This is a genomic window from Streptomyces sp. NPDC090083, from assembly GCF_044747445.1.
Classification (GTDB): domain Bacteria; phylum Actinomycetota; class Actinomycetes; order Streptomycetales; family Streptomycetaceae; genus Streptomyces.
The window spans coordinates 154356-172198 of sequence record NZ_JBIVED010000006.1 but is presented as its reverse complement, the minus strand read 5'-3'; the positions used below and the strand labels follow the sequence as shown (position 1 = coordinate 172198).

Below are 17843 nucleotides of genomic sequence, written 5' to 3'. Positions count from 1 at the left end.
ATCGTGCCCCATCCTCCCGTGGCGGAGGCGGAGAGAAATACGCGGGACGGCAAACGCCATACTTCGCCACCCCCACGCCACGCCCACGCTTTTCAGCACGTACGGGCTCCCCTTGCCGAAGGCAGGGGTGTGATGCGCCAACAGGTACGCACAGTGAAGTGATCGACACATGGTGTGATGTGGTCCTCGGTGTTGCCAGCGGTGCAACGGAAAGGAACGAGCGCTCATGCGCGAGATCCTCGGAAAGCGACGCAGGCTCCTGTCCAGGCGAGACAACAGGAGGTCTGAGATGCTCAGCGCGGCCCTGACCTTCGCGACGGAATGGCAATGGCCCGTACTTCCGGGCGTGGCACCGGATCCTCAGGGCCGGGCCCGCTGCGGCTGTCCGGACCCCGAGTGCACGGTGCCCGGAGCCCATCCCTTCGACCCGGGCCTCCTCGCGGCCACCACCGACGCCCGCATGGTGCGCTGGTGGTGGGGCAACCGGCCCACGGCCCCGATCGTCCTCGCCACCGGCGACAAGGCCCCCTGCGCGGTCAGCCTGCCCGCACCCGCCGCCGCCCGCGCCCTGGCCGCGCTCGACAGCCAGGGCATGCGCCTCGGCCCGGTCGTCGCCGCGCCCACCCGCTGGTCGCTGCTCGTCAAGCCGTACTCCCTGGAGCAACTGGGCGAACTGCTCTACGCCAAGGACCACGTCCCCGGCTCGCTCCGCTTCCACGGCGAGGGCGGCTACCTCGCCCTGCCCCCCTCCGAGACCGGCCAGGGCCAGATCCACTGGGAGCGCGCACCACTGCCCGGCTCCGCCTCGCCCTGGGTCCCCGACGTCGAGGCCGTGGTGGACGCCGTGGTCGAGGCCCTCACTCGTACGGGTGTGAGCGCCCCCGAGTTGTAGGGGTGTCGGGCGTGCGCGGAACGTGGCGCCCGTAGTTGGTCGTTATCTTCCGACACATGAACCTTCGTCTGCTCGCCCTCGCGGGCGTCGCGGTGTGCGCGGTCGCGCTGCCGCTGGCCGTGGCGTCCGCGGGACCCGTACGCGACGAGGGTCACGCGGTCGTACGCTCCCTGGTCCGCGGCCCGGGCTCCTCGGACACCACCGACGTGTCCCGCTCCTCGGACTCCTCCCGCTCCTCCGGCGGTGACGCCAAGGCGCCGTCCGCCGAGCCCTCGCCGGCCCGCTCCCCGCTGACGCTCGGCCTGGGACTCGCCACGGCGGCCCGCTGCGGGCCCGAACTCTCCTCCCCCGACGGCATCGAGGCGCAGACCTGCGTCATGACACAGGGTGAGGACAGCTGGGCGCGCACCTACTACCGGAACGCGACCGGCGACGACCTGGACGCGGTGCTGAGCCTCATGGGGCCGGGGGACCGCACCGTGCAGATGCACTGCGTCGTGGAGGCCGAGGACGAGCCCGCGCTGTGCGAGACACCCCGGGAGCGGACACGGGGCGAACTGGCGGCCTACACGGCCGTCGCGGAATTCGCCGGGCGGGGCGGTGACGGGCCGCTGTTGCTGCGCTCGGGGAGCAACTCCTCGACCTCTACGACGAGTTGACGGACGGCGTCGTTCCGTAAACAGCGGCCGGGCATGAAAAGACCCGGTTGCTGGCGACGGGGGATGCACCAGCAACCGGGCTACTCGAACGGTAACAAGAGATCGGCGGTTCGCAAATTCGATCTCGGCTATTCGGACACCGACTTCCCTTTCACAACGGGGAGTTGTGACAGGGGTCACCGGAGTGAACAGGCCTGTTCCGACTGAACGGCCGTTCAGTCGAACCCCTGCGCCCTTCCGGGTGTCAGCTCAGCGTGACCTGCCGGTTGGTGAGACCGCCCCGGGCACGACGCTCGTCCGGGGTGAGCGGGACATCCGTGGCCAGAGCGGCGGTGAGGCGCTCGGCGAACTCCGCCGCCGGCTTCTCGATGTCGTCCGCGCCGAGCCCGCTCGGAAGGTCCCACACGGGCACGGTGAGACCGTGAGCACGGAAGGACCCCACGAGACGGGTGCCCTCGCCGAGACTTGAGCGGCCCGCCGCGTGCAGCCGGGCGAGTCCGTCCAGAAGCTGCTCCTCCGGGTACGGCATGACCCAGCGCAGATGGTTCTTGTCCGGGGTCTCGCACCAGTACGCGGCGTCGACGCCCTGGAGCTTCACGGTCGGGATGGCGGCGGCGTTGGCACGCTCCAGGGAGGCGGTCACCTCAGGTGACGCGTTCTCCGCCTCCGGGACCCAGAACTCGAAGCCCGGGTGCACAACTGGCTCGAACGCGCCTTCAGGGTCGAGCAGATCCTGCAGCCGCGGACCGTCGGCCGGGGCGCGTCGCGCCTGCACCGGAGTGCCCGGCTCGGCGGTCAGCGCGCGCTGGAGGGTGTCGGCGAGGTCGCGGCTGATGTCGCCGGAGGCCGTGTCGTTCTGCAGGCCGAGCAGCACCGAGCCGTCGTCCCGGCGCAGGGCCGGCCAGGCCATCGGCAGCACCGTGGCGAGCGTGACCGACGGGACGCCTTCGGGGAGGCCGCCCTTGAGGGGCAGCGCGACCGTGGCCGCGGGGACCAGCTCGCGCAGGGCCACCCAGTCGCCCTCGCCGGGCAGTCCGTCGAAGGGGCGCTGGACCAGCTCGGTCACGGCGTGGGCGGCGGCGCGGCCGTGGCAGGCCTTGTAGCGGCGGCCGCTGCCGCAGGGGCAGGGCTCGCGGGCACCGACGACCGGAAAGTCTCCATCAGCGCCCGCGGCGCGGGCCCCGTCGCTGAGCTGCGGCCGCTTGGCCGTGGTCTGGGGGCGCTTCTTGGCCATCGTGGGTGTCTCCCGGTTACGGCTCGTCTCGTACGGGCGGGAGCCTAGCCGTTCACGCCACGACCGACGGGCGCCTGTGGACAAGCCGGGCGAGTGGGGAACGGCGGGCTGTGGACGACACGCCGGTGGTGCGGGTCGGTGTCGACCGGTGCTGTCGGCATCGACCGGGTGTGGATCGGTGTCGACCGGTGGGTGTCGGCGTCGAGCGGATGCGGATCGGTGTCGACCGCTGGGGACCGGTGGGTACTGGTGCGGGCCGGTGTGACTGGATGCAGACCGATGTGGATCAGCGGCGACCAGTGCGGGCTCGTGCCGACCTGGTGTGGGCCGGGGTGTGCCGGTGCGTTGCGGTCGGTGAGTGCTGGTGCCGACCGGACTGGACCTGCGCGGACCGGACTGGAGCTGTGCGGATCGGGCTGGACCAGTGCGGACCGGTGGTCAGTCCAGGTCGTCGAACGCGTCCGCGAACTCCAGCCGGGGGATCGCGGAGACGGTGGGCGCGGTGACGCGCGTAGCGAAGTCGTCGCGTCGGTGTCCGGCATCCGGATCATGAACGTCGACGTGCACGACCACCCACACCGTGACCTCGCCCCGGGTGTCGTCCCGGACACCCCAGTCGTCCGCCAGTGCCGTGATGATGTTCAGCCCGCGTCCGCCGTGCGCCGTCACCGACGGGGTGGCCGGAGCCGGGCGGGTCGGGCCGCCGCCGTCCGTCACCTCGACCGTGAGCCGCCCGCCGGTCTCCACGCGCCAGGCGCACCGGACGTCACCGTCACCGGCCAGGGCGTCGCCCAGGGGCCGACCGTGCTTGCACGCGTTGCTCAGAAGTTCGGAAAGGATCAGTACGGCATCGTCGATGACCGCTTCCGACACACCGCCCGTGCGCAGCTGGTCGCGCATGCGATGCCTTGCTTCCCCCACGCCCGCAGGGCCATGGGTTACGGCCATGCTCGACGACGTGGGCACCTCCTGTGCCACCACCAACGCCACCCCCGAGACCTCCTTCGCCCCACGCCACGGTGTGGATGCCCCATTGGCCTGAACCGGAAACCGGCCAATCCACGTTCAGTGACGCACTCGCAGCGATCGAACACGGACCGAACGCGCCGGAGCACTCCCTGTGACCGGGTGGCTTGTTTTCGACGGTGTGGCCGAGTTCGGAGGATGGTGCAGGTGAGGTGCCCGGGTCAAGGGGTGTTTGGCGGTCTTTATGAGGTTGTTCAGAGTGTGCGGCCGAGCTGGCTCAGAACAGCCCGCGGCCGGTTGGTGATGATGGCGTCAATGCCCAGGTCAACGCAGAGATCGACGTCCTCGGGCTCGTTGACCGTCCATACATGCACCTGGTTACCGGCGTTTTTCAGCCGCTCGATATACGCAGGGTGATTGCGCACGATGCGGATCGAGGGGCCTGCGATCCGGACACCGGCCGGAAGTCGACCGTCCCTCAGGCGGGGCGAGAGGAACTGCAGCAGGTAGACCGTGGGCAGCGTCGGGGAGGCGGCCCGCACCCGGTGCAGCGAGCGCGCCGAGAAGCTCATGACCCGTACCGGGGAGTCGGCGGCGGTGGCCGGGGCGTCCAGCCCGAAGCGCTTCAGGAGGACCAGCAGCCGTTCCTCGACCTGACCCGCCCAGCGCGTCGGATGCTTCGTCTCGATGGCCAGCTCCACCCGCCGGCCCGCGTCCGCGACGAGTTCGAGCAGCCGCTCCAGGGTGAGGACGGAGGTGTCCTCGCGGTCCTCCGGGAGGTGCTCCCAGTCGGGCTCCTCGTCGCGCGTCTTCCAGGAGTCACGGCTGTCGCGGGCCTTCCAGGACCCGAAGTCGAGGGCGGCCAGGTCGGCGAGCTCCAGGGCCGAGACCGCGCCGCGTCCGTTCGACGTGCGGTTGACGCGGCGGTCGTGGACGCAGACGAGATGGCCGTCGGCAGTCAGCCGTACATCGCATTCGAGGGCGTCCGCACCGTCCTCGATCGCCTTCTTGTAGGCGGCCAGGGTGTGCTCGGGGGCCTCTTCGGAGGCTCCGCGATGGGCGATGACTTGGATCCGGTGCTGCCGTGCGAGGGTCACCGCGTCATGGTGCCACCGCGACGGGGAAGGCGTGGAACCGAAGGGTCGTAGGAGGCCCCGAGCGGGCCTCGGGAACGGCCGCTGGGCGGGCCGCAGGGAGGTCTGCGTGGAGGGCCGTGGGTGGCTCGTAGCGGGTATGTCGTTTTAGTCCGACAGATCCCTTATAAAGGTTCGCCATGAACCCACAGGCACCGCTTATGGTGCTCTGACGGCCGGTGGGAAAAGCTGACGGCATACAAAAGCACATGCACAGCTGTTTCGCGCCGGACCCATCGACAAGCGTGAAGAGTGTGACCGCATGCTTCCGAGAACAACAGCCGTGGACCGAGGAGAAGAGCTGTGAGCACCGAGAACGAGGGCACTGAGGTACCCCCGGCCCCGTCTGCACCTCCTGTGCCGGTGGAATCTCCCGCAGCTTCCCCGCAGGCGGCCGCGCCCGAAGCGGGCGCTCCCACGACGCAGCTCCCGCCGGTGCCTCCGGGCGCCCCGGGAGGCACACCGCACGCCGGCCCCGCGCCGGCGTACGCCGCCACGCCCCCGCAGGGCACGGGATCCGCTCCCGACGCCTCCTGGCCGCCCCCGCCGCCCGCCACCCCGTCGTACGCCGACAGCGGCGCGGGCACGGGCGCGTACGGCGGCGAGGGCGTCGGCGGCTACGGCGGTGACGCGGCCGGCGGCGGGTACGGCGGCTACGGAGGTGACGGCGCCGGAGCCGGCGGCGGCTGGGGCGCGCCGTACCAGCAGCAGCCCGCGCCCAAGAAGGCCGGCGGCGGACGCGGTGGCCTGATCGCCGCGGTGCTGATCGCCGCGCTGGTCGCCGGCGGCCTGGGCGGTGGCCTCGGCTACACCCTGGCCAAGGACCACGACGACAACAGCAACTCCACCACCGTCTCCGCCGACACCGGCAGCAGCGCCTCCGTGAAGCGCGACCCGGGCACGGTGGCGGGCGTCGCCGCCAAGGCGCTGCCCAGCACGGTGACCATCGAGGCCGAGAGCACCAGCGGCGAGGGCGGCACGGGCACGGGCTTCGTGTTCGACACCCAGGGCCACATCGTCACCAACAACCACGTCGTCGCCGACGCGGTCGACGGCGGCAAGCTCACGGCCACCTTCCCTGACGGCAAGAAGTACAACGCCGAGATCGTCGGGCACGCGCAGGGCTACGACGTCGCGGTCATCAAGCTCAAGAACGCCCCCAGCAACCTCAAGCCGCTCGCCCTCGGCGACTCGGACAAGATCGCCGTCGGCGACGAGACGATCGCGATCGGCGCCCCCTTCGGGCTGTCGAACACGGTGACCACGGGCATCATCAGCGCCAAGAACCGCCCGGTGGCCTCCAGCGACGGCAGTTCCACCAGCAAGGCGTCGTACATGAGCGCCCTGCAGACCGACGCCTCGATCAACCCCGGCAACTCGGGCGGCCCGCTGCTCGACGCGCAGGGCTCGGTCATCGGCATCAACTCGGCGATCCAGTCGACCAGCAGCGGCGGCCTCGGCTCCAGCAGCCAGTCCGGTTCGATCGGCCTGGGCTTCGCCATCCCGATCAACCAGGCGAAGTACGTCGCCCAGCAGCTGATCAAGACCGGCAAGCCGGTGTACGCCAAGATCGGCGCCTCCGTCTCCCTGGAGGACAGCACCTCCGGGGCGACGATCACCGCCGAGGGCGTCAGCGGCGCCTCCTCGGTCGAGGCCGGCGGTCCGGCGGCCAAGGCGGGCCTCAAGGCCGGCGACGTCATCACCAAGCTCGACGACTCGGTGATCGACAGCGGCCCGACCCTGATCGGCGAGATCTGGACCCACAAGCCGGGCGACAAGGTGACGATCACCTACAAGCGCGGCGGTTCGGAGCACACGACGGAACTGACCCTGGGATCGAGGGTCGGCGACAGCTGACCTGACGTCACACGTCCAACGGCCGGGCCGGGCAGGGGAATCCTTGCCCGGCCCGGCCGTTTTTCGCCCTCCACGCGTGCGTGCGTCACGACGGCCTCACGCGCGCGTGCACACCGCCGGAAGCCGCAACGGCGTCTCACCGAGGCCCGTCGAGAACCTCACGGCCACCGTCCCGAGGAGCCCGGCGCCCGCGGCATCATGAACCATGCGACCGGACGCCTGGCACCTCACCGAAGACCTGGACGACTTCCTCGCCGGAAGCGGGGAGTTCCTGCGTTCGCGACCCGCCCTGCACACCCAGCAGTTGACGGTGCTGGAGAAGCTGCGCACGCGGGGTCCGGCCGAACACGCCGACCAGGCAACGCTGTTCGGCCGACTGGAGCGGGCGGGAAGGGTCGAGGCCACCTTCTACCGCCTCCCGTCCCGCGGCCTCGCCCCCACCGCCCTCACCCCCGACCAGGCCGACACCCTCGCCGCCCGGCTGGTGGACCGCGGATACACGCTTCCCTACGTCACCGCGGACGAGGACACCGCCACCGTGTTCGCCGAGGCCTGGCGACGGCACACGGGCGTGACGCCGGCCTTCCGTACCAGGCTCCACCTGTACCGCCTCGGCACGCTCACCCCGCAGGAGCCGTTCCCGGAGGGCGCCGGCCGGCTCGCGGGCGAGCAGGACCACGGCCAAGTGGTCCACTGGTGCCGGGAGTTCGCCGCGGCCGTGGACGAGGTCCTCCCCGACTCCTGGGCCGACACCCGCTTCGCGGACAAGCACTTCACCTTCTGGGAGACCCCGGACGGCACCCCGGTGTCCCTCGCGGGCGCGACCGCGAGGATCGGCGGCATGGTCCGCGTGGACCCCGTGTACACCCCGGCCCACCTCCGGGGCCGCGGCTACGCGGGCGCCGTGACGGCCGAGGTGACCCGAGCCGCGCTGGCCACGGGCGCGACGGACGTTGTCCTCTTCACCGACCCGGGCAACCCCACCAGCAACGCGCTCTACCAACGCCTCGGCTACGTCCGCATCACCGACTGGGCCGTCTACGACTTCCCGGCCGCCCCACCCCGCTGACCGCCCCCGCCCACCGAACCCGGACCACGACCCCGCACGCGCCCCGGGCCCGGTACGCTGTACCCGCTCCGTCCCTGGTGGGCGGCTGCACAGGTGGGTTGCCCGAGCGGCCTAAGGGAACGGTCTTGAAAACCGTCGTCGCAGCGATGTGACCGTGGGTTCAAATCCCACACCCACCGCAGTGTTCGTAAGGGGCGTCCTCCATCGAGGACGCCCCTTACGCGTGTCCGCTCCGAGCGCGCCCGGGACCCGTCTCACGGCCGGTGTCGTGTCATCCGGGCCGCCGACGCGATCGTCGCCCGGGCCTCCCGTTCCGTCAGCCCCGTGCGTACGGCCGCCTCGACCAGGGGGTCGACGAGTGCGGGTCCGATGTCGTTCTCGTAGGCGCGGCAGGCCGCCCAGAAGAGGCGGGTGTTGCGTTGGCCTTCGTGGGCCGCGAGGACGAACTGGACGAGCCCCTGGCCGTGCTGGCCGGTCGACGCCGGTGTGGGGTGGTGGGTGCTGCGGGGCGGGGGGAGCAGGAGGCGCAGGAGCGAGGGCGGGCAGGGCGCGGGGGCGAGGTGGGCGGTGGCGGGGGCGGCGCCGTAGAGGCCGTGGTCGGTGCGGGAGCCGGGACCTACGAGGTAGCCGCCCGCGCCGCGGATGTCGATGCCGGGCGCGAGCCGGCCCGCGGAGTTGGGGACGATCACGTCGGGCGGGCCGCTGAGCCAGAGGTGGCGGCCACCGCTGGGGGTCAGCACGACGACGGTCTCGGGGATCGTGAACAGGTGGCGCAGGGCGAGTTCGCGCAGCGCGGCCGAGGAGTCGGTACCGGACTTGGTGTCGAGGTCGATGCCGATCAGGTGGTACGGCGGCAGTCCGCACGCGATGCCGTAGCCGGTGGCCCAGGGCGCGGCGGCGAACAGTTCGCGGATGCGCGCCGGGTCGGTCGAGGCGTCGTACACCCCGTGGCCCATGCGTCCGCACGCGCCGTGGCAGATCGGGCCCGCCGGGTCGGGGTCGTCGCGGTGGGGGGAGCGCAGGGCCGGGAGCTTGGTGCGGGACAGGGGGATCACGGCCAGTCCGCGTTCGGCGGCTGACAGGGCGTGTGCGAGGGCCAGCGTCGTGGCCTGCCGGTCGGTGGTGGCCATGCCTCCATGTTCGTACGCATGTTCGAAAAAGGGAAGAGGGGGCGGTGCCGACGCGCCGGGCCGGGCGGAAAGGCCGGAAATCTGGCGGAACGCTTCGCCTCTTGGGGCGCCTGGGGCGGACTGTCCGTACTGCACTGAACTGCGGCTTCGGGGCGACTGGAGGGGTTTATCGACTTGTCATCACGCTTCAGGGGGAATAACCCCTTCCGCTCTGGTTCGCCGGGGATGCGGTGGGCAACTCTGGTTCCGCGACGTCGTGCACCACACCGAGGCGGTCGGCCAACTGCCCTGGTAGAAGCCGTACTTCATGTGCGTTCGGCTACGAAGCCGGTACGTACCTTGTTCTGGAGGAACAACATGGCAAGCATCCGTACCGCCCGCGTCATCGCCGCCGTCTCCGCCCTCCCGCTGGCAGCCGCCCTCTTCACCGGCGTCGCGGCGGCGGACAACGGCGCCATCGCGGGCAACGGATCGAACGCGGGTGTGGCGACCGTCAGCGGGAGCGGGGTCGGGCACGACAACAAGGGCAACTCGTCCACCACGCAGCAGCAGGCGGTCGGCTCCGGGGCCTCGAACCAGAGCAACACCGCCCAGGTCAACGGGTCCGCGTTCACCGCCATCAACCAGGGAAACTCGAACGTCGCCGTCAACTTCGCCAACTTCTGGTAGCCGAACCCCGCTTCCGCGTGGGGATGCGCGGGGGTGTGTGAGGTGTGCTCTCTGGGGTCGTAACGCGTCTGCGCGGTGGCACTTCGGTGCCGCCGCGCAGGCGTTTTTCGTGTTCCACGCGCGCGTGCCCGTTGACGGGGCGCTCGGCGCGAGCCACCCGCGGGGAACGACCTTGACAGTGCACGGTATCTGACGGACAGTCAGAAACCCTCGTCCGTACGACGCCCCGGAGGTCCGCCGTCGTGCATCTCGCCCCCACCGAACGCCAACGGCGACTGCGCGCGGAACTCCGCACGTACTTCGCCCGGTTGATGCCGGACGGACCACCCGCAGCCGAAGACCTGGAGGGCCAGCGGGCGTTGCTGCGCCGGATCGGCGCCGACGGCTGGCTCGGACTCGGCTGGCCGGTCGAGTACGGCGGTCAAGGGCGTGGCGCGGACGAGCAGTTCGTGTTCTTCGACGAGGCGTACCGCGCGGGCGCGCCCGTGTCGATGGTCACCCTGAACACCGTCGGACCGACCCTCATGAAGTACGGCAGCGAGGAGCAGAAGGCCGCGTTCCTGCCGGGCATCCTGCGCGGCGACATCGTCTTCGCGATCGGCTACAGCGAACCGTCGGCCGGTACCGATCTCGCGTCCCTGCGCACGCGCGCCGTACGGCGACGAGCGGAGACGGAGCCGGAGCCCGAGCCGGAGACGGGAGCGGCAGAGGGAGCGGTAGAGGAGGGAGACCCTGGTGGGGACGCACGGGGAGGCGGCGCGGGCGACTGGCTGATCGACGGGCAGAAGATCTTCACCTCCAACGCCCAGAACGCCGACTGGATCTGGCTCGCCTGCCGCACCGACCCCGAGGCCCCCAAGCACCGCGGCATCTCGATCATCCTCGTCCCGACCGACGCCCCCGGCTTTTCGTGGACCCCGATCGAGACGGTCGGCGGGCAGCGCACGACGGCCACGTACTACGACGGGGTCCGGGTGCCCGCCGGCCATCTCGTCGGCGCGGAGAACGAGGGCTGGTCCCTCATCACCAACCAGCTCAACCACGAGCGGGTCGCCCTCGCCGCGATCGGACTGCAGGCCGAGGAGTTCTACGCCGCCGTCCTCACCGCCGCCCGCACGCCGGACCGGGTGACGGGTCGGCGCCGGGTCGACGAGCCGTGGGTGCGCTCGCAGCTGGCCGAGGCACATGCCCGGCTGGCGGCAACACGCCTGCTCAGCTGGCGTCTGGTGGGTGATGTCGGTGCGGGCCGGCTGGCGCCCGGCGACGCGAGCGGCGTGAAGGTCGTGGGAACCGAATCGACGGTGGCGGTGTACCGCATCTGCCAGCACATCGCCGGGACGGACGGGCCGGCGGGACTGGCGGGGCTGGTGCGTTCGGGCTCGCCGGGCGTGTTCGGGGACGGCGAACTGGAGCGGTTGAACAGGGCGGCACAGATCAACACGTTCGGGGGCGGGGTGAGCGAGGTGCAGCGGGAGATCGTCGCGACGATGCGGCTCGGGATGACGAGGGGGCGGCGATGACGGGCGAGGCGGAGGCGAGCGGTGGCTCGCGGGCGCCAGGGACAGGTGGGCCGGGGGCGCCCGGAGGCCTGGCGGCTGCGGCGAAGGATGAGTTGGGCGCGCGGCTCAAGGCGTACGAGGGGCAGGCGGCGTCCGTCGCGGGCAAGGGGAAGGACCTCGTCAACGAGCCGATGATCCGGCACTGGTGCGAGGCCATGGACGACACCGACCCCGCCTACACGGGCCCGGACGCCATCGCCCCGCCCACCATGCTCCAGGCCTGGACGATGGGCGGACTCTCCGGCCACTCGGGACGGACGGGGGCCTACGACGAACTGTTCGACCTCCTCGACGAGGCGGGCTGTACGTCCGTGGTCGCCACCGACTGCGAGCAGGAGTATCTACGGCCCCTGCGGCCGGGCGACGAGGTCGGCTTCGACACGGTGATCGAGTCGGTGTCGGACCGCAAGACGACGAAGCTGGGCACGGGCTACTTCGTCACGACGCGCACGAACGTCCGGGTGGGCGGGGATCTCGTCGGCACCCACCGCTTCCGCATCCTCAAGTACGCCCCCGCCCGGCAGAAGAAGGAACCGGAGGGACCCCGCGCGCGGCGGCCCCGGCCCGTCGTCAACCGGGACAACGCCGGCTTCTGGGAAGGCGTCGAACGCCACCAACTCCTCATCCAGCGCTGCACGGACTGCGGAACACTCCGTCACCCCTGGCTGCCCGGCTGCAACGCCTGCGGCGGCCCGGACTGGGACACGGTCGAGGCGAGCGGCGAGGGCACGGTCTATTCGTACGTGGTGATGCACCACCCGCCGTTCCCCGCCTTCGACCCGCCCTACGCGGTCGGTCTGATCGAACTGGCCGAGGGGGTGCGGATCGTGAGCAACGTGGTGGGGGTGCCGTACGACAAGGTCCGCATCGGACTGCCGGTGCGGCTCGAATTCCGGCGGTACGACGAACCCGAGGGGGACGCCGAGGGCGGTCCGTCGGTGCTCCCCGTCTTCCGGGTGCTGGAAGGCCGAGCGGGCGGGGAGGGCTGACATGGACTTCACGCCTACGGAGGAGCAGGCGGCGGCACGCGATCTGGCGCTCCGGATCTTCGGCGACCTCGCGACACCGGAGCGGCTGGCGGCGGCCGGTACGGGGAGCGACCCTGAGGCGTGGAAGGCCTTGTGCGCGGCCGGACTGGTCGGCGCCGTCGCGGAGTTGGGGCTGCTGGGGCTCGTACTCCTCCTGGAGGAGCAGGGGCGGACCACGGCCCAGGTGCCCTTCGCGTCGACCTGCGTGTACGGGCTGCTGGCGGTGGCGACGCATGGTTCGCCGGAGCAGCGGGCGCGGTTGCTGCCGGGAATCGAGGACGGGTCGGTGGTGGTGTGCGGGGCGGTCTCGGGACAGGGGGCCGTGCGGGCGAGGGTGAGGTCGAGGGGACGGGCGGCACGGGGTGAGCGCGAAGCAGGTGAGGAGCAACGGCCGGCCGCACGAGGGGAGTTGAGCGGGACGGTCCCTGTGGTGCCCTGGCTGCGGGACGCCACGCATGTGCTCGTCGCCGACGAGCGGCGAGGGCTGTGGCTGGCGCCGGTCACGGATGCCGTGGGGGTCGAGGCGGTGGAGCTGACGGCGCCGTGGGCGGCGGGTCGGCTCACGCTGGACGGGGCGCCGGCGGAACGGCTCGGCCCGGCGGACGCCCACCGCGCTGCCGAGGCCGAGCGCCCCGAACCCGATCCCCACTCCCCCTCCCGCCTCCCAACTCCCTCTCCCTACGCCGACGTTCTGGCCACCGCCCGTACCGCCTTCGCCGGGTTGCAGGCCGGGGTGGGGGCCGGGGCGCTCTCGCGGGCCGTGGCTCATGTGAATGCCCGGGAGCAGTTCGGGCGTCCGTTGGCCACGCGGCAGGCGGTTCAACTCAGGGCGGCCGACGCGCACATGGACATCGAGGCGATGCGCGTGACGGCCTACGAGGCGGCCTGGCGGCGCGACGCGGGGCTGCCGTACGCCACGCACGCGCTGACCGCGGCCTGGTGGGCGTCCGAGGCGGGCCAGCGCGTCGTGCACACGGGTCAGCATCTGCACGGCGGGGCGGGAGCCGACCTGGACCATCCGGTGCATCGGCACTTCCTGTGGGGGCGGCAGTTGGACGCGTATCTCGGTGGTGGGGGTGAAGTGCTGCAGGAACTGGGGGAGTTGATCGTGCGCGAGGAGGAGGAGAAGGAGCGGGAGGTGGGCGAGGGATGACGGCGGAAACGAAGTCGGTGGGGCCCGTGAGGCCGGGGGACGAACTGCCTCCGCTGGAGATCGAGATCACCCGGACCCTGATCGTGGCCGGTGCCATCGCGTCCCGTGACTACCAGGATGTGCACCACGACGCGGAGTTGGCCCGGCGGAAGGGCTCGCCCGACATCTTCATGAACATCCTGACGACGAACGGGCTGGTCGGCCGTTACATCACGGACCACTTCGGACCGGGGGCCACCCTCCGCAAGGTGGCGATACGGCTCGGTGCGCCCAACTACCCCGGCGACACCATGGTGTTGACCGGAAGGGTCGAGGACGTGGACGGCGACACGGCGACGGTGCGGGTGGTCGGGGCGAACGGCATCGGCAGCCATGTGACCGGCACCGTGACGGTGACTGTGCCGGCCGCGACGAGTGCGTTGAGCGCGTCGAGTACGGCGAGCGCGTCGACCACACCCGTCGTGCCCGCGGCGTCGGGGGAGGCGGGATGAGCGTGAGGACGCGGGACGCCCTTGGCGGGCGGGCGGCGATCGTCGGGATCGGGGCGACGGAGTTCTCCAAGGACTCGGGGCGCAGTGAGCTGCGGTTGGCGGTGGAGGCGGTGCGGGCCGCGCTGGACGACGCGGGGCTGACACCGGCCGACGTGGACGGGATGGTGACCTTCACGATGGACACCAACCCGGAGATCACCGTGGCCCAGGCCTGCGGGATCGGCGAGTTGTCGTTCTTCTCGCGGGTGCACTACGGGGGCGGTGCGGCCTGCGCGACGGTGCAGCAGGCGGCGCTGGCGGTGGCGACCGGGGTCGCGGAGGTGGTGGTCTGCTACCGGGCGTTCAACGAGCGGTCGGGACGGCGGTTCGGTTCCGGGGTGACGCACCGGGAGCCGTCGGCGGAGGGCGCGGCGCTCGGGTGGTCGCTGCCGTTCGGGCTGCTGACGCCGGCGTCGTGGGTGGCGATGGCGGCGCAGCGGTATCTGCACCGGTACGGGCTGACGCCGGAGGTGTTCGGGCGGGTGGCGGTGGTGGACCGGAAGTACGCGGCGACGAACCCGGCGGCGTACTTCCACGGCAGACCGATCACGCTCGCCGAGCACGCGGCCTCGCGGTGGATCGTGGAGCCGCTGCGGTTGCTGGACTGCTGCCAGGAGACGGACGGGGCCCAGGCGATCGTCGTCACGTCGGTGGAGCGGGCCCGCGACCTGCCGCGTCCGCCCGCCGTCATCGCGGCGGCGGCGCAGGGCGCGGGTCGGGCGCAGGAGCAGATGACCAGTTTCTACCGGGACGATCTGAGCGGCCTGCCGGAGATGGGCGTGGTCGCGCGGCAGCTGTGGCGGACGGCGGGGTGGGGGCCGGGCGACATGGACGTGGCGATCCTCTACGACCACTTCACGCCGTTCGTGCTGATGCAGCTGGAGGAGTTCGGGTTCTGCGGGAGGGGGGAGGCGGCGGACTTCGTGGGCGAGGAGCGGTTGCCGATCAACACGCACGGGGGGCAGCTCGGGGAGGCGTATCTGCACGGTATGAACGGGATCGCGGAGGGCGTCCGGCAGGTGCGGGGCACTGCCGTGAACCAGACAGCGGGCGCCGCGCGGGTTCTGGTGACTGCGGGGACGGGGGTGCCGACGTCGGGGCTGGTACTCACGGCCCTCGCGGAGCCCGCGGCGCCGGGTCGCTCGGGGGCGGTCCCGGCGACTCTCCCCGACCCCCTCGCCCCCACGTCCCCTCCCTCGGACGGGTGAGCCCCCAGGGGTAAACCCGCAGTAGCTGTCAGCCGCTCGTCCACCTTCAGGAGGTGGAGTCAGCCCCACCCCTACAACCTGAGGCGGAGTCCGCTGCGGGACCTGCGGGCGATCCGCGGGTGTGGGGGTCACTCATAGCGTGGAGCCATGACCACAGCAGTCTGCACCAGCGCGCCGAACGCCTCCGCAAGGGCCGCCGCAGGAGCCACCACCCGGCCTTCCGCCCGGCCTGCCACGCGGCCCGCCGCACGGGTCACGCAGACCCGGGCCGCTCAGCCCCAGGCCCAGCCCGCACAGGCCGCTCAGGCTTCCCAGGCCCAGGGCGTCCAGCCGCACGCGGGGCGGGGTCAGGCGCAGGGGCAGATGCTCGCGTACCCGTCGTTCGCGTCGTACATGAGGGCCAGGCAGCCGGTGCTGCTGCGCACCGCGCGGTCGCTGACGGCGAACCCGTGCGACGCGGAGGACCTGCTGCAGACCGCGCTGACCAAGACGTATGTCGCCTGGGAGCGGATCGAGGACCACCGGGCGCTGGACGGCTATGTGCGCCGGGCGCTGCTGAACACGCGGACCTCGCAGTGGCGCAAGCGCAAGGTGGACGAGTTCGCGTGCGACGAGTTGCCCGAGCCGGAGGCGGTCGGCGGCGCGGAGGACCCGGCCGAGCAGCAGGCGTTGCACGACGCGATGTGGCGGGCCATCGCGAAGTTGCCGGAGCGGCAGCGGGCGATGGTGGTTCTGAGGTACTACGAGGACCTCAGCGAGGTGCAGACGGCCGAGGTGCTCGGGGTGTCCGTGGGCACGGTGAAGTCGGCGGTGTCGCGGGCGCTGGGCAAGCTGCGCGAGGATCCCGAGCTGGGCGTGGTGCGGTAGCGGACGGCCGTTGAGGGCGCCGCCCTCGGCGGGACCCGGCGCTCCCGGTCCGCCCCCCGCCACATCCCCACCAGACCCGCCCCCACCTCGCAACGTGACGTGATCGATCGCCCGGCCCTAGTGACATACCGTGCGGTATGTGCGCAGAATCAGCGCAACCCTTACTACCGCGTAGGCAATGTCGCCCCGGGAGGACGCCGTGCTGAGCACGATGCAGGACGTACCGCTGCTGATCTCCAGGATCCTGACCCACGGGTCCACGGTCCATGGAACATCGCAGGTGATCAGCTGGACGGGTGAGGGGGAGCCGGAGCGCCGTTCCTTCAGGGAGATCGGTGACCGGTCGGCCCAGCTGGCGCACGCCCTCCGGGAGGATCTCGGGGTGGTGGAGGGGGAGCGCACGGCGACGCTCATGTGGAACAACGCCGTCCACGTCGAGGCGTACTTCGCGATCCCGGCCATGGGCGCGGTGCTGCACACCCTCAACCTCCGGCTGCCCGCGGAGCAGCTCGCGTGGATCGTCAACCACGCGGCGGACCGGGTGATCATCGTCAACGGTTCGCTGATCCCGTTGCTCGCGCCGCTGCTGCCCCACCTCAAGACGGTCGAGCACGTCGTCGTGTCCGGCCCCGGCGACCGCACCCCCCTCGACGGCGGCCACGCGCGCGTGCACGAGTACGAGGACCTCATCGCCGGCAAGCCGACGACGTACGACTGGCCCGAGCTGGACGAACGCCAGGCCGCCGCGATGTGTTACACCTCCGGCACCACAGGCGACCCCAAGGGCGTGGTGTTCAGCCACCGGTCGATCTACCTGCACTCCATGCAGGTCAACATGACCCAGTCGATGGGGCTCACGGACCAGGACACCTCCCTGGTCGTCGTGCCCCAGTTCCACGTCAACGCGTGGGGGCTGCCGCACGCCACCTTCATGACCGGCGTGAACATGCTGATGCCGGACCGCTTCCTGCAGCCCGCCCCGCTCGCCGAGATGATCGAGAGCCAGCGCCCCACGCACGCGGCGGCCGTCCCCACCATCTGGCAGGGCCTGCTCGGCGAACTGACCGCCCGGCCCCGCGACGTCTCCTCCCTCACCCAGGTCACCATCGGCGGTTCGGCCTGCCCGCCCGCCCTGATGGCCGCCTTCGACGAGCTCGGCATGCGCGTCTGCCACGCCTGGGGCATGACCGAGACCTCCCCGCTCGGCACGGTCTCGCGCCCGCCGGCCGAGGCGGTCGGCACCGACCGGGAGTGGGAGTACCGGCTGACGCAGGGCCGTTTCCCGGCGAGCGTCGAGGCCAGGCTCTCCGGTCCCGGCGGCGAACGGCTGCCCTGGGACGGTGAGGCGGCGGGCGAGCTGGAGGTGCGCGGACCGTGGATCGCGGGCGCGTACTACAACGGCCCGGACGCCGAACCCCTGCGCCCCGCCGACAAGTTCAGCGAGGACGGCTGGCTCAAGACCGGTGACGTCGGCACCATCTCCCCGGACGGTTTCCTCACCCTCACCGACCGCGCCAAGGACGTCATCAAGTCCGGCGGCGAGTGGATCTCCTCCGTCGACCTGGAGAACGCGCTGATGTCCCACCCGGACGTCACCGAGGCCGCCGTGGTCGCCGTACCGGACGAGAAGTGGGGCGAGCGTCCGCTGGCGACGGTGGTGCTCCGCGAGGGTTCCACCGCCGACTTCACCTCCCTGCGCGCGTTCCTCGCCGAGGAGGGAAAGATCGCCAAGTGGCAGCTCCCCGAGCGCTGGACGGTCATCGAGTCCGTCCCGAAGACCAGCGTCGGCAAGTTCGACAAGAAGGTGCTGCGCAGGCGGTACGCCGACGGTGACCTGGACGTCACGCAGCTCTGACCGCGCCGTCGCGCACACCGGGCGGGGCGTCCCT

At 71.6% G+C, this 17843-nt stretch carries 16 protein-coding genes and 1 tRNA gene; 13 read left to right on the top strand and 4 right to left on the bottom strand.

The features are described from left to right. Positions 1 to 226 precede the first annotated feature (226 nt). The gene (locus tag ACIPTO_RS22755) at positions 227 to 892 is read left to right on the top strand and encodes a bifunctional DNA primase/polymerase (protein WP_366318904.1); all 666 of its coding nucleotides are present in this window, start codon (positions 227 to 229) and stop codon (positions 890 to 892) included. 56 nt (positions 893 to 948) lie between these two features. Next, positions 949 to 1551: a hypothetical protein gene (locus ACIPTO_RS22750; RefSeq protein ID WP_401194994.1), complete on the top strand. Its 603-nt coding sequence runs from the start codon at positions 949 to 951 to the stop codon at positions 1549 to 1551. Between the two features lie 244 nt (positions 1552 to 1795). Here the strand turns inward: ACIPTO_RS22750 and ACIPTO_RS22745 are convergent, their stop codons facing one another. The 3 genes from ACIPTO_RS22745 to ACIPTO_RS22735 all read right to left on the bottom strand — a co-directional run bounded on the left by ACIPTO_RS22745 (position 1796) and on the right by ACIPTO_RS22735 (position 4848). Then, positions 1796 to 2785 carry a DUF5926 family protein gene (locus ACIPTO_RS22745; protein WP_401194992.1) on the bottom strand — a complete coding sequence of 330 codons (990 nt, stop codon included), beginning with the start codon at positions 2783 to 2785 and terminating at the stop codon, positions 1796 to 1798. Between the two features lie 438 nt (positions 2786 to 3223). Further along, the gene (locus ACIPTO_RS22740; RefSeq protein WP_401194989.1) at positions 3224 to 3775 is read right to left on the bottom strand and encodes an ATP-binding protein; all 552 of its coding nucleotides are present in this window, start codon (positions 3773 to 3775) and stop codon (positions 3224 to 3226) included. A gap of 230 nt (positions 3776 to 4005) precedes the next feature. After that, positions 4006 to 4848 (bottom strand): glycerophosphodiester phosphodiesterase, encoded by an 843-nt coding sequence (locus tag ACIPTO_RS22735; protein WP_366318910.1) that lies wholly within the window; start codon positions 4846 to 4848, stop codon positions 4006 to 4008. 339 nt (positions 4849 to 5187) lie between these two features. On the opposite strand from ACIPTO_RS22735, the gene ACIPTO_RS22730 reads away from it, so the two are divergent. The 3 genes from ACIPTO_RS22730 (at position 5188) to ACIPTO_RS22720 (ending at position 7989) form a co-directional block, all read left to right on the top strand. Further along, positions 5188 to 6741, top strand: a complete 1554-nt coding sequence (locus ACIPTO_RS22730; protein ID WP_401194987.1) for a S1C family serine protease — start codon at positions 5188 to 5190, stop codon at positions 6739 to 6741. A gap of 205 nt (positions 6742 to 6946) precedes the next feature. Further along, a complete protein-coding gene (locus tag ACIPTO_RS22725) occupies positions 6947 to 7810 on the top strand; it encodes a GNAT family N-acetyltransferase (protein ID WP_401194984.1) in 864 nt (287 codons plus the stop codon). Positions 7811 to 7902: 92 nt separating this feature from the next. Continuing rightward, a tRNA-Ser gene (locus tag ACIPTO_RS22720) sits at positions 7903 to 7989 on the top strand. A gap of 75 nt (positions 7990 to 8064) precedes the next feature. Here ACIPTO_RS22720 and ACIPTO_RS22715 read toward each other — a convergent pair. Beyond that, on the bottom strand, positions 8065 to 8940 hold the full coding sequence (locus ACIPTO_RS22715) for a bifunctional DNA primase/polymerase (RefSeq protein ID WP_401194977.1): 876 nt from the start codon (positions 8938 to 8940) through the stop codon (positions 8065 to 8067). A gap of 357 nt (positions 8941 to 9297) precedes the next feature. Here ACIPTO_RS22715 and ACIPTO_RS22710 point away from each other — a divergent pair, with 357 nt between their 5' ends. From ACIPTO_RS22710 to ACIPTO_RS22675, 8 genes are all read left to right on the top strand, one after another. Further along, entirely contained in the window at positions 9298 to 9609 is a 312-nt protein-coding gene (locus ACIPTO_RS22710; protein WP_033285529.1) for a hypothetical protein, read from the top strand. A gap of 242 nt (positions 9610 to 9851) precedes the next feature. Further along, on the top strand, positions 9852 to 11129 hold the full coding sequence (locus tag ACIPTO_RS22705) for an acyl-CoA dehydrogenase family protein (RefSeq protein ID WP_401194974.1): 1278 nt from the start codon (positions 9852 to 9854) through the stop codon (positions 11127 to 11129). Continuing rightward, complete coding sequence (locus ACIPTO_RS22700; RefSeq protein WP_401194971.1) at positions 11126 to 12157, top strand: bifunctional MaoC family dehydratase N-terminal/OB-fold nucleic acid binding domain-containing protein; 1032 nt, start codon at positions 11126 to 11128, stop codon at positions 12155 to 12157. Before ACIPTO_RS22705 ends, ACIPTO_RS22700 begins: the two co-directional genes overlap by 4 nt. 1 nt (position 12158) lies before the next feature. After that, positions 12159 to 13349, top strand: a complete 1191-nt coding sequence (locus ACIPTO_RS22695; protein WP_401194968.1) for an acyl-CoA dehydrogenase family protein — start codon at positions 12159 to 12161, stop codon at positions 13347 to 13349. 26 nt (positions 13350 to 13375) lie between these two features. Next, positions 13376 to 13840 (top strand): MaoC family dehydratase, encoded by a 465-nt coding sequence (locus tag ACIPTO_RS22690; RefSeq protein ID WP_366319187.1) that lies wholly within the window; start codon positions 13376 to 13378, stop codon positions 13838 to 13840. Beyond that, positions 13837 to 15087 (top strand): lipid-transfer protein, encoded by a 1251-nt coding sequence (locus ACIPTO_RS22685; protein ID WP_401194966.1) that lies wholly within the window; start codon positions 13837 to 13839, stop codon positions 15085 to 15087. Before ACIPTO_RS22690 ends, ACIPTO_RS22685 begins: the two co-directional genes overlap by 4 nt. A gap of 363 nt (positions 15088 to 15450) precedes the next feature. After that, positions 15451 to 15954 carry a SigE family RNA polymerase sigma factor gene (locus ACIPTO_RS22680; RefSeq protein WP_401195459.1) on the top strand — a complete coding sequence of 168 codons (504 nt, stop codon included), beginning with the start codon at positions 15451 to 15453 and terminating at the stop codon, positions 15952 to 15954. Positions 15955 to 16132: 178 nt separating this feature from the next. After that, entirely contained in the window at positions 16133 to 17809 is a 1677-nt protein-coding gene (locus tag ACIPTO_RS22675) for a long-chain fatty acid--CoA ligase (protein ID WP_366318925.1), read from the top strand. The last annotated feature ends 34 nt before the right edge of the window (positions 17810 to 17843 follow it).

Bases quoted from the DNA above. Each gene is read 5' to 3' on its own strand.
- ACIPTO_RS22755 (WP_366318904.1), top strand. From the start codon at position 227: ATGCGCGAGATCCTCGGAAAGCGACGCAGGCTCCTGTCCAGGCGAGAC.
- ACIPTO_RS22750 (WP_401194994.1), top strand. From the start codon at position 949: ATGAACCTTCGTCTGCTCGCCCTCGCGGGCGTCGCGGTGTGCGCGGTC.
- ACIPTO_RS22745 (WP_401194992.1), bottom strand. From the start codon at position 2,785: ATGGCCAAGAAGCGCCCCCAGACCACGGCCAAGCGGCCGCAGCTCAGC.
- ACIPTO_RS22725 (WP_401194984.1), top strand. From the start codon at position 6,947: ATGCGACCGGACGCCTGGCACCTCACCGAAGACCTGGACGACTTCCTC.
- ACIPTO_RS22715 (WP_401194977.1), bottom strand. From the start codon at position 8,940: ATGGCCACCACCGACCGGCAGGCCACGACGCTGGCCCTCGCACACGCC.
- ACIPTO_RS22710 (WP_033285529.1), top strand. From the start codon at position 9,298: ATGGCAAGCATCCGTACCGCCCGCGTCATCGCCGCCGTCTCCGCCCTC.
- ACIPTO_RS22700 (WP_401194971.1), top strand. From the start codon at position 11,126: ATGACGGGCGAGGCGGAGGCGAGCGGTGGCTCGCGGGCGCCAGGGACA.
- ACIPTO_RS22695 (WP_401194968.1), top strand. From the start codon at position 12,159: ATGGACTTCACGCCTACGGAGGAGCAGGCGGCGGCACGCGATCTGGCG.
- ACIPTO_RS22685 (WP_401194966.1), top strand. From the start codon at position 13,837: ATGAGCGTGAGGACGCGGGACGCCCTTGGCGGGCGGGCGGCGATCGTC.
- ACIPTO_RS22680 (WP_401195459.1), top strand. From the start codon at position 15,451: ATGCTCGCGTACCCGTCGTTCGCGTCGTACATGAGGGCCAGGCAGCCG.
- ACIPTO_RS22675 (WP_366318925.1), top strand. From the start codon at position 16,133: ATGTCGCCCCGGGAGGACGCCGTGCTGAGCACGATGCAGGACGTACCG.